At 64.1% G+C, this 14587-nt stretch carries 13 protein-coding genes and 1 pseudogene; 9 read left to right on the top strand and 5 right to left on the bottom strand.

Annotated features, from left to right (window positions below):
* The first annotated feature begins 75 nt into the window (after positions 1 to 75).
* The 8 genes from IPM60_12160 to IPM60_12125 all read left to right on the top strand — a co-directional run bounded on the left by IPM60_12160 (position 76) and on the right by IPM60_12125 (position 7746).
* On the top strand, positions 76 to 1455 hold the full coding sequence (locus IPM60_12160; GenBank protein MBK8908620.1) for a deoxyribodipyrimidine photo-lyase: 1380 nt from the start codon (positions 76 to 78) through the stop codon (positions 1453 to 1455).
* Between the two features lie 218 nt (positions 1456 to 1673).
* Positions 1674 to 2636 (top strand): calcium/sodium antiporter, encoded by a 963-nt coding sequence (locus IPM60_12155; protein MBK8908619.1) that lies wholly within the window; start codon positions 1674 to 1676, stop codon positions 2634 to 2636.
* A gap of 27 nt (positions 2637 to 2663) precedes the next feature.
* Complete coding sequence (locus IPM60_12150; GenBank protein MBK8908618.1) at positions 2664 to 3599, top strand: aldo/keto reductase; 936 nt, start codon at positions 2664 to 2666, stop codon at positions 3597 to 3599.
* Positions 3600 to 3642: 43 nt separating this feature from the next.
* Positions 3643 to 4608, top strand: a complete 966-nt coding sequence (locus IPM60_12145; GenBank protein ID MBK8908617.1) for an ABC transporter permease — start codon at positions 3643 to 3645, stop codon at positions 4606 to 4608.
* Positions 4605 to 5507, top strand: coding sequence for an ABC transporter permease (locus IPM60_12140; protein ID MBK8908616.1), 903 nt, complete (start codon positions 4605 to 4607; stop codon positions 5505 to 5507). Before IPM60_12145 ends, IPM60_12140 begins: the two co-directional genes overlap by 4 nt.
* A 32-nt stretch (positions 5508 to 5539) precedes the next feature.
* Positions 5540 to 6964 carry an adenosylhomocysteinase gene (locus IPM60_12135; GenBank protein MBK8908615.1) on the top strand — a complete coding sequence of 475 codons (1425 nt, stop codon included), beginning with the start codon at positions 5540 to 5542 and terminating at the stop codon, positions 6962 to 6964.
* A gap of 197 nt (positions 6965 to 7161) precedes the next feature.
* The gene (locus IPM60_12130; protein MBK8908614.1) at positions 7162 to 7434 is read left to right on the top strand and encodes a hypothetical protein; all 273 of its coding nucleotides are present in this window, start codon (positions 7162 to 7164) and stop codon (positions 7432 to 7434) included.
* A 27-nt stretch (positions 7435 to 7461) separates the two neighbouring features.
* Positions 7462 to 7746 carry a hypothetical protein gene (locus IPM60_12125; protein MBK8908613.1) on the top strand — a complete coding sequence of 95 codons (285 nt, stop codon included), beginning with the start codon at positions 7462 to 7464 and terminating at the stop codon, positions 7744 to 7746.
* On the opposite strand, the gene arsB is transcribed toward IPM60_12125, so the two are convergent.
* The 4 genes and pseudogenes from arsB to IPM60_12105 form a co-directional block, all read right to left on the bottom strand.
* Positions 7743 to 8840: an ACR3 family arsenite efflux transporter gene (gene arsB, locus IPM60_12120; GenBank protein MBK8908612.1), complete on the bottom strand. Its 1098-nt coding sequence runs from the start codon at positions 8838 to 8840 to the stop codon at positions 7743 to 7745. The genes IPM60_12125 and arsB overlap by 4 nt on opposite strands.
* Positions 8841 to 8857: 17 nt before the next feature.
* Positions 8858 to 9387 (bottom strand): annotated as a pseudogene (gene arsC, locus IPM60_12115) (arsenate reductase (glutaredoxin)).
* Entirely contained in the window at positions 9279 to 9578 is a 300-nt protein-coding gene (locus tag IPM60_12110) for a helix-turn-helix transcriptional regulator (GenBank protein ID MBK8908611.1), read from the bottom strand. The pseudogene arsC and the gene IPM60_12110 overlap by 109 nt, the downstream one beginning before the upstream one ends.
* Positions 9579 to 9919: 341 nt before the next feature.
* Entirely contained in the window at positions 9920 to 11446 is a 1527-nt protein-coding gene (locus IPM60_12105) for a TIGR03013 family PEP-CTERM/XrtA system glycosyltransferase (protein MBK8908610.1), read from the bottom strand.
* A gap of 621 nt (positions 11447 to 12067) precedes the next feature.
* Between IPM60_12105 and IPM60_12100 the strand changes: the two genes are divergently transcribed.
* Positions 12068 to 13555 (top strand): hypothetical protein, encoded by a 1488-nt coding sequence (locus tag IPM60_12100; GenBank protein ID MBK8908609.1) that lies wholly within the window; start codon positions 12068 to 12070, stop codon positions 13553 to 13555.
* Positions 13556 to 13633: 78 nt separating this feature from the next.
* On the opposite strand, the gene IPM60_12095 is transcribed toward IPM60_12100, so the two are convergent.
* Complete coding sequence (locus IPM60_12095) at positions 13634 to 14566, bottom strand: phosphorylase (protein MBK8908608.1); 933 nt, start codon at positions 14564 to 14566, stop codon at positions 13634 to 13636.
* Positions 14567 to 14587 lie beyond the last annotated feature (21 nt).

Here is a 14587-nt window from a genome sequence, read left to right as displayed (position 1 = left end):
AGCCGCCTGAGCCTGGATCGATCCGAGGCACCGGGGTCCTCGTACTCGTGATCGGTTCAAACTTCGGGGCTGTTCATGATTGATCCGCAACGCGTGATGCGCCTCAACGAACGCGGCGTGCGGGACGGCGCATACGTTCTCTACTGGATGCAGCAATCGCAGCGCGCCTCCGGCAACCTCGCCCTCGATCTCGCCGTCCGCGAAGCGAACGAGCGGCGGCTTCCGATCGTCGTCGGGTTCGGCCTCACCGCCGACTACCCGGACGCCAACGCCCGCCACTACACCTTCATGCTGCAGGGCCTCCAGGACGTGACGGCACGGTTGCGGGAGCGCGGCATCGGCTTCGTGGTCAGGACAGGCAGCCCCGACGCGGTGGCGCTGGCTCTGGCCGGAGACGCAGCGCTCGTGGTCTGTGACTGCGGCTACCTGCGTCACCAGCGGGCGTGGCGGCAGCGGGTTGCCGAACAGGCGCGCTGCGCGGTGGTCCAGGTGGAGCACGACGTGGTGGTGCCGGTTGAACTGGTGTCGAGCAAGAGCGAGCACGCCGCCCGCACCATCCGCCCGAAGATCCTGAGGCACCGGGACCATTTCATTGCAGCGCCAGAGCACGCAGATCGGGCGCCGGATCGGCCGTCCGTCGACATCGGCCTCGCCAGCGACATCGACCTTGCAGACGTCCCGCGTGCGGTGGCGTCTCTCGGGGTCGATGACAGCGTGCGGCCTGTCCGACGGTTCACCGGCGGCACCGGCGAAGCCCGAGCGCGCCTCAGGTCATTCCTGAACGACCGGCTCGCCGGTTATGCGGAAGGCCGCAACGAGCCCGCCGATTGGCAGTGCTCATTCATGAGCCCGTACCTGCACTTCGGACACGTCGCGCCGGCGGAGGTGGCGCTCGCGGGCCGCGAGGCGGCAGGGCGGATGGAGGACAGGGCGGCGTATCTGGAGGAGTTGATCGTACGCCGCGAATTGTCCTGCAATTATGTGCGCTTCCAGCCTCACTACGACCGATATGAGTCGCTGCCGCCCTGGGCGCGCGAAACGCTGCGACGGCACGCAGCCGACCGCCGCGACCATGTTTACGCAACTCCGGACCTGGAAGCGGCCGCCACCCACGATCCCTACTGGAACGCGGCGATGCGGGAAATGGTCCACACCGGATTTATGCACAACTACATGCGCATGTACTGGGCAAAGAAGATCCTGGAGTGGTCGCCTACTCCCGAAGCTGCGTTCTCGACCGCTTTGGCGCTCAACAACAAATACTTCCTCGACGGCCGCGACGCGAACTCCTACGCCAACATCGCATGGTGTTTCGGTCTGCATGACCGGGCCTGGACGGAGCGGCCCGTGTTCGGCAAGGTCCGCTACATGAACGCGGGCGGCCTCAAACGCAAGTTCGACATGGATCGCTACATGGAGGCCGTGAATGCTTTGGTCGCCGCCGAACGACGGTGATGGCGTTCTAACACGGGGACCGATGATCTTCCGGAATGACGTGCATCTCTCCCGCCGGTTCCAGGGCCTTCTATGCAGCCGGCCGTGTAGATGCTACTGCGACGGCGCCTACCGTTCCGCCTTAAACGACGCCCCCGTAACGGTCCGGCCCGGCCTATGGTTCCTGTGGGCGCACGTCGCATGAAGAGCCTTCGTCACCTACACGCGGGGCAGCGTCCATGATCTACGTTGAGCTTCTTGCCGGTCTGATCCTGCTCGTCGTTGGCGGCGACTCGCTGGTGCGCGGAGCCGTCGCCGTCGCCCGCCGGATGGGGGTATCACCGCTGCTCATCGGGCTGACGCTCGTCGGCTTTGGCACGTCAACGCCGGAGATGCTGACCAGCGTGCAGGCGGCGCTTGCCGGATCGCCCGGCATCGCGCTCGGCAACGTGGTCGGCAGCAACATCGCCAACATCCTGCTCATTCTCGGGACCGCTGCGCTGATCCACCCGATGCGAGCATCGCGGGAGGCGCTGTTTCGCGACGGAACCGTCATGCTGCTGGCGGCCGGGGTGTGCGTCGTCATCGTTCTCATCGGCGCTCTCGACCGGATGACCGGCGCCGCCCTGGTGGTGCTCTTGTCCGCCTACGTGTTGTTTACGTATCTCAGGGAGCGGACGTCGCACGATGCATCGGCAGCCATGCATGAGGCCGAAGCGAGTGCGGCGGAACCGTCGCCGAAGCGTCTTTGGGTGGCTTTCGCGTTGCTGGTCGGCGGTTTGTTCGGCATCCTGATCGGCGCCGATTTTCTGGTCGATGCCGGCATCGCGCTCGCGTCCGCCGCCGGCGTTTCGGAGACCCTCGTCGGGTTGACCATCGTCGCTGTCGGCACCTCTCTGCCCGAACTGGTGACGTCGGTGATGGCTGCCATTCGCCGGCAGCCGGACGTCGCCTTCGGCAACGTGGTTGGCAGCAATATCTACAACGTCTTCGCCATTCTCGGGGTCACCGCCATCGTGCAGCCGATTGCAGTGCCGCCCGAGCTTGCCGGGGTGGACATCTGGGTGATGGTCGCAGCGACGGTACTGCTGCTGATCTTTTCACTGAGCGGTCGCAGTCTCGCTCGCCTTGAAGGAGTGGTTCTGGTCGCCTCATACGCCGCCTACATCACTTATCTTGTCGGCGACGCACTCCGACCATAGGGTATTCGCGCACCGGGAGATCGGGCGATGGTCGCATACGAAGTTGGCCTCAGCCGCCGCACTTTCCTGGCCTCGGCGGCGGCTGCTGCGGCGGCCGGGGGGCTGCGGCCGGCGGGCGCAGTCGCGACCGGGCCGACGGCCCTGACGCGCGTCATCCCCGTGAGCGGCGTGCGGGTGCCGGTGATCGGCATGGGCTCCTGGATCACCTTCAACGTCGGTTACGATCCGCGGCTTCGAGACGACCGCATCGCGGTATTGCAGGCATTCTTCGACCGCGGAGGCGGGGTGATCGACTCGTCGCCCATGTACGGCACCTCCGAGGCGGTGATCGGCTACTGCCTGAAGCGCATTGAGAACACCGAATCGCTGTTCGCCGCGACCAAGGTGTGGACGGTCTCCCAATGGTTGGGCGTCCGCCAGATGGAAGCGTCCCAGGACCTGTGGGGCGTGCCGCGTTTCGATCTCATGCAGATCCACAACCTCCTCGACTGGGAGGCCCATCTGGAGACGCTCGTGCGCTGGAAGGCCGAGGGTCGCATCCGACATATCGGGATCACCACCTCCCACGGCCGCCGCCACGACGAGATGCTGTCGATCATGGCCACCCAGCCCGTCGATTGCGTGCAGTTCACTTACAACATCCTCGACCGCGAGGCGGAGGAGCGGCTCCTGCCGTTTGCGGCCGAGCGTGGGCTGGGCGTGATCATCAACCGGCCGTTCCGCCGCGGCGCCCTATTCGAGCGGTTCGAGCGCCATCCGCTGCCGCCGTGGGCGGCGGACTTCGATTGCCGGAACTGGGCGCAGTTCTTTCTCAAATTCATCGTCTCGCACCCTGCCGTCACCTGCGCCATCCCCGCCACGTCGCGCGTGGACCACATGCTGGAGAACATGGGCGCCGCCTACGGCCGCCTCCCCGACGCCGCCGCCCGCCGGCGCATGGTCCAGTACGTGGAGAGCCTGTAGGCCGTTGTCGCGAACCATCCGTGCCTGCTAAACCTCTTCCTGCATGGTCCGCTACCTCGTCCTGCGCCTGCTGCAGTCCGGATTGATCCTGATCGTCATGTCGTTCGCGGTCTACGCCCTCATCGGGCTGATGCCGGGCGATCCGGTCGACCTGATGATCAGCGCCGATCCGCGCGTGACCTCGGAGGATGCGGCGAGCCTGCGCGCCCTCTACGGGCTCGATCGGCCGATCTTCGAGAGGTATGCCCACTGGCTTGCCGATGCCGTGGGCGGCGATTTCGGCTATTCGCGCCTCCACGCCGCGCCGGTCTTGGATGTGCTCATGCCGGCGATCGGCAACACCGCCGTGCTGATGGGGGCGAGCCTGGCGCTGTCGGTGGCGCTGGCGCTGCCGGCTGGCTTCGCCGCCGCCGCTCGCCCCTATTCGCGCTTCGACTATGTGGTCAACATCGTCGCCTTCGCCGGCATTTCGGTGCCATCGTTCTGGCTGGCGTTGCTGCTCATCATGGTGTTCGCCGTCATCCTCGGATGGCTGCCGGCCGGCGGCATGGGCACGGTCGGCGCCGGCGGCCTCGCCGACCAACTCCGGTTTCTCGCCTTGCCGGTGTTGAGCCTGACCCTGGCCAGCGTCGGGTCGCACATCCGGTACGCCCGCGCGGCAATGATCGACACCTTGCGCCAAGACCACATCCGGACGGCCCGCGCCAAGGGCCTAGCGGAGGGGCGGGTCGTCGTCGCCCACGCGCTCCGCAATGCCATGATCCCGGTGGCGACCATTCTCGCGCTGGACTTTGGCACGCTGTTCTCGGGGGCGCTGGTGACAGAGACCATCTTCGCCTATCCGGGCATGGGCAAGCTGATCTTCGACGCGATCATGGGCAACGACTTCAACCTGGCGTTGGTCGCCCTGCTGTTCGCGACCGTAGTCACCCTCTTCGGCAACCTGCTCGCCGATTTCGCCTACGTCTGGCTCGACCCGCGTCTCTCGCTCCGCGAGGTCGAGGCGTGAGCGCGGCCGGGCCGGTCGCCTTGGGGCTGCGCCGCTTCACCCGGCACCGGCTGGGCGTCGCCAGTGCAGTCGTTCTGGCGTTGCTGGCGGTCGGAGCCGCGTCCGCGCCGTTGGTGGAGGCGGCGCTGGCGGTCGATGCCAAGAGCGTCGACCTGTTCAACCGCTTCGCCCTGCCGTCGCTTCACCACCCGCTCGGAACCGACGAACTCGGCCGCGACGTGCTGGTGCGGCTGCTCTACGGCGGGCGCGTGTCGCTCATCGTCGGCGTCGCGGCGGCGCTGTTGTCGGCGGCGGTAGGGACCGCCATCGGCCTCGTCGCCGGCTTCTACGGCGGGCGTCTCGACAGCATCCTGATGCGCATCACCGATGGCGTGATCGCCCTGCCGGTGCTGCCGCTGCTCATCGTCCTGGCGGCGGTGGACCTGGAGAAAGTGGGGTTGCCGCCCGGCGCCGCGGCATCCGAGGACATAAGCCTCTACCGCATCGTCGCCATCGTGTCGCTGGTCGGCTGGACCACCGTCGCCCGCCTGGTGCGTGGTTCCGCCCTCGCTCTGCGGGAACGCCTGTTCGTCCTGTCGGCTCGCGCGCTGGGCGCCGGCAAGCTGCGGATCATGATGGTGCACATCCTTCCCAACCTGATCTCCACCGTCATCGTCGCCGCTACCCTGGCGGCCGGCAACATGATCCTCCTCGAGTCGGTCTTGAGCTTCCTCGGCCTCGGCATCCAGCCGCCGGTTCCGAGCTGGGGCAACCTGCTCACCAACGCCCAGGAATTGATCTGGTCCGAGCCTGCGCTCGCGGTCTATCCGGGGCTGATGATCTTCGTCACCGTCATCGCGCTCAACTTTCTCGGCGACGGTTTGCGCGACGCCCTTGATCCGCGCACCGTCCGCCGTTAAGGCGTGCTGCGAGTCAACCGAGGATGGACAGAATGAACCGACACGCGGAACCCAACGGCGCGCCCTTCACCGACTTCGTGGTCAAGGACCTCTCCCTCGCCGATTGGGGGCGGAAGGAGATCGACATAGCCGAAACCGAGATGCCCGGCCTGATGGCCTGCCGCGAGGAGTTCGGCGGGGGGAAACCGCTCGTCGGCGCCCGCATTGCCGGCTCCTTGCACATGACCATTCAGACTGCGGTGTTGATCGAGACCCTGCAGGCCCTCGGCGCCGAGGTCCGGTGGGCGTCCTGCAACATTTTTTCGACACAGGACCACGCCGCTGCTGCCATTGCCGCAAGAGGCACGCCGGTGTTTGCAGTCAAGGGCGAAACCCTGGAGGAGTACTGGGACTACGCCGACCGCATTTTCCACTGGCCCGACAGCAACACCGCCAACATGATCCTCGACGACGGTGGCGACGCGACCCTCTACATCCTGCTCGGCGCCCGCGCCGAAGCGGACGGATCGGTGCTGGCGTCTCCGGCGTCCGAGGAAGAGGAGGCGCTCTACGCGCAGATCCGCCGGCGCATGGCGGCTTCGCCAGGCTGGTTCACGAAGATGCGGGACTCGATCCGCGGCGTCACCGAGGAAACCACCACCGGCGTTCATCGCCTTTATCAGTTGCGGGACCGGGGCGAGCTGCCGTTCCCGGCAATCAACGTCAACGACTCGGTCACCAAGTCCAAGTTCGACAACAAGTACGGCTGCCGCGAGAGCCTGGTCGACGGCATCCGCCGGGCGACCGACGTGATGCTGGCCGGCAAGCGCGCAATCGTCTGCGGCTACGGTGACGTCGGCAAGGGCTCGGCCCAGTCGCTGCGGGGCGCCGGCGCCATGGTGCAGGTGACCGAGGTCGACCCGATCTGTGCCCTGCAGGCGGCGATGGACGGCTTCGAGGTGGTGACCCTGGAAGACGCAGCGCCGCGGGCCGACATCGTCATCACCGCCACCGGCAACTGCGACGTGGTGACCCTCGAGCACATGCGCATGTTCAAGGACATGGCGATCGTCGGCAACATCGGCCACTTCGACAATGAGATCCAGATCGCGTCGCTCCGCAACTTCCGCTGGACCAACGTCAAGCCGCAGGTGGATCTGATCGAGTTCCCCGACGGCAAGCGCATGATCCTGCTCTCCGAGGGGCGGCTCGTCAACCTCGGCAACGCCACCGGCCATCCGAGCTTCGTGATGTCCGCCAGCTTCACCAACCAGGTGCTGGCGCAGATCGAGCTGTGGAGCAAGGGCGACGCTTACAAGAACGACGTGTATATCCTGCCGAAGCACCTGGATGAGAAGGTCGCCCGCCTGCATCTCGACAAGCTCGGCATGACCCTCTCCCGCCTCACTCCCAAGCAGGCCGAGTACATCGGCGTTCCCCCCGAGGGACCGTTCAAGTCGGAACTCTATCGGTATTAGCCGCGCCACCCACCCCATCATTGCCAGGAGGCGGCGCCGACGAAGTAAGCGCCCGCGACAGGCTCGGTTGCCGCGCGCCTGCTGCGCGACCGTTCGCAATGGCGGCCGAATGGTGTATGCTGAGTGAAGAAGCAGAGTGGTCCGGGCGAGGCGCGTGGGCCACCGGCGGCGGCTCTGAACGTGGAGGAATTGCGACGATGCGGACGTTGTTGTTGGCCGGTGTTATGGGCGCGGCCGTGTTGGCCGGAGGGTGCGCCGGGATGAGCGAGACGCAGCAGCGAACCGTCTCGGGCGGCGCTGGCGGGGCTGCCGGCGGTGCATTGATCGGCGCCATCGCCGGGAATGCGGCGATGGGCGCGGCGATCGGGGGCGCGGTCGGGGCCGGCGGCGGCTACCTTTACGGTAAGCACAAGGACGCCGAGAAGGACGCCTACAACCAAGGCTACCAGAGCGGCAAGAAGGCGAAGTGACCGTGCCGGCCGCGTGCGAGGTGTGTCATGCCGTCATGGATTATTGAACCGGTCGCGGACCCGGACGATCCGCGTTGGCAAGCCCGCAGACAATGGCAGCGGGTCGTCGTGCGGGCACCTTCCGCAGCCTTCGCCCGGGTTTTAGCCGGGACGCTCGACACGCCGGAGCGGGCTCTCGAGCAGGGCCATGAGCACCCGCACCTCGGCAGCGGGTTCAAGGACGAGAAGCTCTACCGGGTGGTATCCAGCCGCGACACCGTCCATCCGGCCGACGGCCCCGACGGGATCCTGGAGGCCGTGGAGCGGGATTAGGCGGATTGCGGCCGGCGTTCATACCACGCCTTCGTCGCCATGGTGATGCGGACCACGGAGAGCATCACCGGCACCTCCACCAGGACCCCGACGACGGTCGCCAGCGCCGCGCCGGAGTTGAAGCCGAACAGGACGATGGCGGTGGCGACGGCAAGCTCGAAGAAATTCGACGCGCCGATCAGCGCCGATGGCGCGGCGACACAGTGGGCGACGCCCAGGCTCCGGTTGAGCACATAGGCGAGGCCTGAGTTGAAATAGACCTGGATCAGGATCGGGATCGCCAACAGCACAATGATGAGCGGCTGCGCCAGGATCTGCTCGCCCTGGAAGCCGAACAGCAGCACAAGGGTCGCGAGTAATGCGACCAGCGAGACCGGGTGCAACCGCGCCATCGTCGTCTGCAGCGCCGCCTCGCTGCGCGCGAGCAACGCCCTCCGCCAGAGCTGCGCGACGATCACCGGGATTACGATGAACAGCACCACCGAGATCACCAGCGTATCCCACGGGACGACGATGGCGGAGAGGCCGAGCAGCAGGCCGACGATGGGGGCGAAGGCGAACACCATGATGGTGTCGTTGAGGGCAACCTGGCTCAAGGTGAAGTGCGGTTCGCCGTCGCAGAGGTTGGACCAGACGAACACCATCGCCGTGCAAGGCGCGGCGGCGAGGATGATCAGCCCGGCAATGTAGCTCTCGATCTGGTCCGCCGGCAGCCATGGCCGGAACAGCCAGCCGACAAAGAGCCAGCCGAGCAACGCCATCGAGAAGGGCTTGACCGCCCAGTTGATGAACAGGGTGACGCCCATGCCGCGCCAATGCTCCTTGACCCGGTGCAGCGCCCCGACGTCGATCTTCAGCAGCATCGGAATGATCATCAGCCAGATCAGTACGGCCACCGGCAGGTTGACTTGCGCAGTCTCGATCCGGCCGATGGTCTGGAAAAGAGCGGGAAACCAGTGCCCGAGCGCGATTCCCGCGACAATGCAGAGCGCCACCCAGAGAGTCAGATAGCGTTCGAAAACTCCGAGGGCGGCGCGATCGGCCCTGTTGCCAATGGCGGCTTCGGCGGAAACGGCGATGTCTTCGGCGGTCATGAGAATCTCACCATGCTCTAAACTGCAACGGGTGTGCCGTCTTCCTTGGTGAATAGTTTCTGCTGCGGGCTCGGCAGGATGTCGAGGACGCCTCCGACGGCCGGCACAGCTTGACTCCGAGCGGCGTCACGACGATCGGGCGATTGATCAGGATCGGATGCTTAACCATGAAATCGATCAACTGCTCGTTGCTCCACTTGGCGTCATCCAGGCCCAATGCGTCGTAGGGCGTGCCCTTGCGGCGCAACAGGTCGCGCGGCGGGATCCCCATCCGGCGGAGCAACGCGACGAGCGCATTCCGGCTCGGCGGCGTCTTCAGGTACTCGATTACCTCCGGCTCCTCCCCGGAGTTGCGGATCATTGCCAGCACGTTGCGGGAGGTCCCGCAGTCGGGGTTGTGATAGATCGTGACCGTCACGGCGAGTTCTCCGCTTCCATTCAGCAGATCTCCCGATGTTCTTGGCAGTACTCGTCGATCAGAAAGCCGAGCAGCCGCCGCCAACCCTCGGCACTCACGGCGAACAGGCCGTTGCGCCGGACGCGCCATGACCGCAGCATGTGGACCCGTTCGAGATGGGCGAGATGGAGGGACAGGCCCGATGCCGGACCTTCCACCCGCTCGGCGATTTCACCGGCAGTAAAGCCCTCAGGGCCTTGCTGCACCAGCAAGGGGAACACTGCCCGCCGATGCTCCTGCGCCATTGCAGCCTCGGCGTCGATTGCGTGTCGGCTAACCATGCTTCGACAATAGTCGAAACGTCGCGATCGTCAACATCTACGGCGGCAGTGTGGCTCAGCTTCGCGAGGCCATAGCCGAATGTATGCAGTTTGCGCAGAGCAGCGTTGCGCGATGGACATTGGTGGCCCGTCCCAGCGCCTCTCATCTGAGGGTGAGAGTGGTTCGCGCTTCAGGTGCAGTCCGCTCCCGGATGGTTCCCCTGCCATCCGCGCTTCCGCGAGGGAAGCTAGCGCCCGGTTCACCCCCCTGACCGGGCGCTTTCTTTTTTTTGCATGAAGACTTAGCCGCTCCAGACGAGGAACTGCGACCTCCCGTTGGGGCCAGGCTGACGCTGGATGCGCTACCGCACGCCCTTGGGCCAGACGACCACCCGCACGGTTTGCAGGAGAATGAGGAAGTCCCAGAACACGTTGTTGTTTTTAATGTAATACAGATCGTACTCAAGCTTTTGCCACGCGTCCTCGATCGACGCACCATAGGGATAGTTGAGTTGAGCCCATCCTGCCACGCCCGGCTTCACGCAATGCCTAAGCTCGTAATACGGAATGAGCTGCTTGAGCGAATCGACGAAATACGGCCGTTCGGGGCGCGGTCCGACCAGGCTCATGTCGCCCCTGAGCACATTGAAGAGCTGCGGCAGTTCGTCGATGCGGGTCTTGCGGATCAATGCGCCCACCAGGGTGACGCGATTGTCGTTCTGGTCCGCCCATTTCGGCACGCCGTCGCGCTCCGCGTCGATGCGCATGCTGCGCATCTTCAGAAGCGTGAAGCGGCGCCCGCGAAAGCCGACCCGCTCCTGCCGATACAGCGCCGCTCCCCCGTCCTCCAGATAGATGGCGGCAGCCGTCACGATCAGCACGGGGCTGAGGAGCACCAGCATGAACGCACTGAGCGCCAGGTCGAAGGCTCGTTTGGCCCATCGCTGCAGGTTCCCGTTGGCGAACCCTTCCGAGTAGACGAACCAGTCCGGCTTGAGCGCCGCGAGATCGACGCGTTTGGTCTCACGTTCCCAGAACCGCTGATGGTCGATGACCGGCGTGCCGCTGAGCCGGCAGTCGATCAATGACGGCAACGGCAGCCGGCCCCGACGATCATCGGGAGCGACGACAATTTCATCGATTTCGTTCGAGCGCACCCAATCGACCATGGAGTTCAGGTGCCCGACGATAAGCTCCTGGGAGACCTTCGCGTCCTGGTCGCCAACGTCGATAAAGCCGGAACATACGAAGCGGTTGCCTCGGGCTGCCCGCTCCAAGCTCTCGATCCGTTTTGCCCGGTCACCGACCCCGACAACCAGAATGCGACGCTTTAGGTAGCTCGCCCTGGAAATTTGCAGGAACGCCCACCGGGTCGTGATCATCGCCACGAACACGGCAGGAAATCCGATGAGAATCTCTGCGCGCCAAGTCTCGATATCGGGGGACAAACTGAGCATTACCGTGGCCGCAAGGGCCGCAACAACCAGAACGACGCTCGCCCGCAGAAGTAAATCTCGGAAATGAGAGAAGTGCCGATAGTCATAAAGCCCGAGCGCGAAATTCATCGCGATTATTATCCCGACGAATGCGATAGACACCGGAAGCTGGGTCGACAGAAAGCCATCGGGGTAAAACGAACCAGAGAGGTTATCCGCCGAGATATAGCTCACCAACAAATAGAGAAATACTGCTTCCATGACAAGCAGTACATGAGCCGGAGATAAGCGATACATTCTGAGGCTTTTTCTCATTTTGACTACACTGTTTTTCTCGCCGAACTTGCCACCTACATCATCGTGCAACCGCGCAACAACGCGGCCCCGGCTCGCATCACCGCTCACAGCCAACTGCTCGCGTTGTCCGTGCCCGCCGGACTCGAGTGACAGCACTACGAAGGTGTTCGCGTGTCCCCTGGTTTTCCTCTTGTCCCACGAGGCCGTCGCCGGTTGCATGTACGGCAACACATGAAGCGATGCTTCGACACAAGAAGATGCGCGCGCTGCATCGCAATAAGCCACCGCATGACGACAACCCCATCATGCTTGTACATGTCTACCACAGTAGCACGGAACCGGCAACTGCAATTATAGATTGCGGTAGCGCGATACAAATGTGGCGCTTCCCGCGACTCTTGCAACGTCCGGCCGCTGCGACTCCCGGGCTTGGTTCGCGCGCCCGCAGATCGTGTGTCAGGAGGATCCATGCGCCGCGGCGCGGAGGCTGAAATAAAATTTCCTATGCAGCGGGCGCATAGGTGGTTTGCGCTATTGCGCGGCAGCGCGCCTTATTGCAATGCAGCAAAATTCAATATACAGTATCGGTTCATCGAGACAGCGTAATGTTGTGCCAGTTCCACAGGGCCAATCCGCGCCGGCGTGTTCTCCAGAGCATGGCATTGTCCGCAGACTTTGTAAGGTTCCCGGAAACTACCTGGGACTACTGCAAGGAGTGATTTCTGGGGGATCGAGAGCAGCATGGGAGCTGCGCAACCAACCATTGAGGGACTTGATATGACCGATCTCATGAAAGAAATGCCCGATGTCAAGGCGGACTGGTTTCGCTACTGGACCGCGTTCCTCAGGGCAAGCAACCGCGAATTCGTAGAGTTCTCCGATAGCTGCCTGATCGCCGCTCAGATTGCCGCCCAGGCGTCGCGGGACAACCCTCTCGGGATGAAAGAGTCCATCGAAGTCCTGCAACACAACCAATCGCTCCTGTCGGTCGGCATCATGAGCGCCCAGGAAAAACTGACCAGCTTCATTTTCGATCAGGTCGAACAGGCGTCAAGCGCCTACATGAACACGCTCTTCGGCAAGACAAACGGTGGAGAGACGCTTGCCGAATTCATGAAGCGTGAAGCGGAAGTCATGGAATCGGTCGCGAACTTCAGCGAGCAGATCGAGAAGATCGCGGACGAGTTCGGCTTCCACTTCAAAACGTCCGACTACAAGTTGTTCTGCGAGACGGACACCTACATGGTGTATCAGGTCCTGCCGATCAAAAAGGGTGTCAAGGTCGACGATTCGTTGAAGCCGGTTCTGATGGTGCCGCCCTACATGCTCGGCGTGCACATCCTCGCGTTCCTGCCGTTCGAGGACAAGAGCATCAGCCACGCCTTCGCCAACGAGGGCATCCCGACCTACGTGCGCGTCGTCAAGGACATCATGAAGCACGAGAAGGTGCAGACGACGACGCCCGACACCGACTGCGACCAGACCCGCGAGATCTGCCAGAAGCTGAAGGACAAGCACGGGCAGAAGGTGACCCTGAACGGCACGTGCCAGGGCGGCTACATCTGCCTGATGAACATTCTGTCGGGAACCCTCACCGACGTCGTCGACGCGCTCATCACCAATGTCGCGCCCATCGACGGCACTTACTCCAACGCCATCTCCGGCATGCCGCGCATGCATAACGATTTCGTCACCACCACGTTGCCGAGCGGCAACAAGGTGGCGAACGGCTATCTGCTGTCGCTCGGGATGCGGTTCGTCGCCATCGACCGCGAGCAGCCGCTGGTCAAAGTGCTGGACCAGGCATCGATGCATCGTGCCACCGACAAGAACCCGGGCAAGACCCCGGCGGCGCTTTTCCGTTGGCTGCTGAAGGAGCGGGTGCACTTGCCGCTCGCCATCGCCAACATGAGCTCCGCCACCTTCCAGCGGCCGATCGGGGAGGACGGCACTTTGCCGGTGCAGCTTTACGGCAAGCCGCTCAACGTCAAGGATTTGGCGAAACTGAACGTGCCGTGGTACCAGAACTACGCCATAAAGGACGATCTGGTTACGCCGCCCTGCGCGACGGCCGCGAACAAGTTCCTGGAAGGCACCGACATCGTCGAATCCGTTGCTTACTTCGGGGGCCATGTCGCCATTCTGACCAGCCCGTACGCGAAGAAATCGCCGGTAAACGGCGAGTTCACCGACGCCCTCGGCAAACAGAGCCGCGGACCGGTCAAGTTCCAGCTCGACATCTCCGCCAAGAAGAAGGCGGCGTAACAAGAGGTCGCTGCAATCGCAGCCGATGAGGGCGCCTTCGGGCGCCCTTTCTCGTTCCGGAGTTCCGTCGAGCCGTGCTCAGTCCTCGCGTACCGCGACATGGCCGAGCACCGCCATCGGTCCGGCCGCAGCGATTTCCTGCAGTTGCGCCGCGTCGCTTACGAACATCGAGCCGGCGAAAGCGAGTGCGTTGATGGAGACGGAACCGAAGTGCTCTCGGGAGCGGGGAACCAGAAGCATCCACGAGCTGGTCGCCAGAAGATTGTAAGGCGGGAGCCGCCGGTCCGCCCGGTCCAGGGCTTCGACGCCGATTCCGGTCGCTGACAGGAGCTGCCTGTAAGCGCCGTGAAATTCCAGCGCCAGCGCCGATGCAGAGGACGCTGGCGCTTCGAGCCGGATGATGGCGTGGCGGAAGCCAAACTCCCGGACGGCGCCGATCCGCCCGTCGAATCGGGCCTCGGCGAGCAGGGACTCGACGGGGATGGCCGGACCGACCCTCGTCAACGGCAGGGCTACCGCTTGCAGATGTTTATGACGCTGGCTTGCTCCCGCTGCGGCCCCGCAATTGTAGAAGCCGAGCCCGTCGACCGCCTGTAGACAGCGGGCCAACGCAGCGAAATCCGCTTTGGTCAGCGGTGCTTCCTGGTCCTCGTATAGGCGAGTGACGGCCAGCACGTGGTGATCAAGAACGTTGAACTTGTTCAACAGCAGAACATGGGTGTCGCTGAGGTCGGCGACGAACAGCTCCGGGTCATACGGGAGAAACGGATCGTCCCTCGGGTCTGTCGTTTCCTCTTGAGGATCCCCTCCTTTTGGATCCTTCAAACCCTCCCGCGCTTTGGCCCGGATGCTGGAAACGACGCGGACCACAAACCGGACCCGGTCCGCATCCACCACATGCTCTTCGGTCCGGATCGGCGACAGCGCTCCTGAGATGAGCGCGCGTTCGGCTCGCCGAACGACCCTCTCCCACAACCCATCGGCCGGCGGGGACGCCGAATTTTGCCCCATGTTCTCCTCGTCTCTCCGCCG

The organism is Rhodospirillales bacterium (genome assembly GCA_016710335.1).
GTDB lineage: Bacteria > Pseudomonadota > Alphaproteobacteria > Rhodospirillales > Defluviicoccaceae > JADJXQ01.
Note: the sequence above shows the minus strand (reverse complement) of the source record. Positions and strands in the feature narration are given on the sequence as shown.

Bases quoted from the DNA above. Each gene is read 5' to 3' on its own strand.
- IPM60_12160 (MBK8908620.1), top strand. From the start codon at position 76: ATGATTGATCCGCAACGCGTGATGCGCCTCAACGAACGCGGCGTGCGG.
- IPM60_12155 (MBK8908619.1), top strand. From the start codon at position 1,674: ATGATCTACGTTGAGCTTCTTGCCGGTCTGATCCTGCTCGTCGTTGGC.
- IPM60_12150 (MBK8908618.1), top strand. From the start codon at position 2,664: ATGGTCGCATACGAAGTTGGCCTCAGCCGCCGCACTTTCCTGGCCTCG.
- IPM60_12145 (MBK8908617.1), top strand. From the start codon at position 3,643: ATGGTCCGCTACCTCGTCCTGCGCCTGCTGCAGTCCGGATTGATCCTG.
- IPM60_12135 (MBK8908615.1), top strand. From the start codon at position 5,540: ATGAACCGACACGCGGAACCCAACGGCGCGCCCTTCACCGACTTCGTG.
- IPM60_12130 (MBK8908614.1), top strand. From the start codon at position 7,162: ATGCGGACGTTGTTGTTGGCCGGTGTTATGGGCGCGGCCGTGTTGGCC.
- IPM60_12125 (MBK8908613.1), top strand. From the start codon at position 7,462: ATGCCGTCATGGATTATTGAACCGGTCGCGGACCCGGACGATCCGCGT.
- arsB (MBK8908612.1), bottom strand. From the start codon at position 8,840: ATGACCGCCGAAGACATCGCCGTTTCCGCCGAAGCCGCCATTGGCAAC.
- IPM60_12110 (MBK8908611.1), bottom strand. From the start codon at position 9,578: ATGGTTAGCCGACACGCAATCGACGCCGAGGCTGCAATGGCGCAGGAG.
- IPM60_12100 (MBK8908609.1), top strand. From the start codon at position 12,068: ATGACCGATCTCATGAAAGAAATGCCCGATGTCAAGGCGGACTGGTTT.
- IPM60_12095 (MBK8908608.1), bottom strand. From the start codon at position 14,566: ATGGGGCAAAATTCGGCGTCCCCGCCGGCCGATGGGTTGTGGGAGAGG.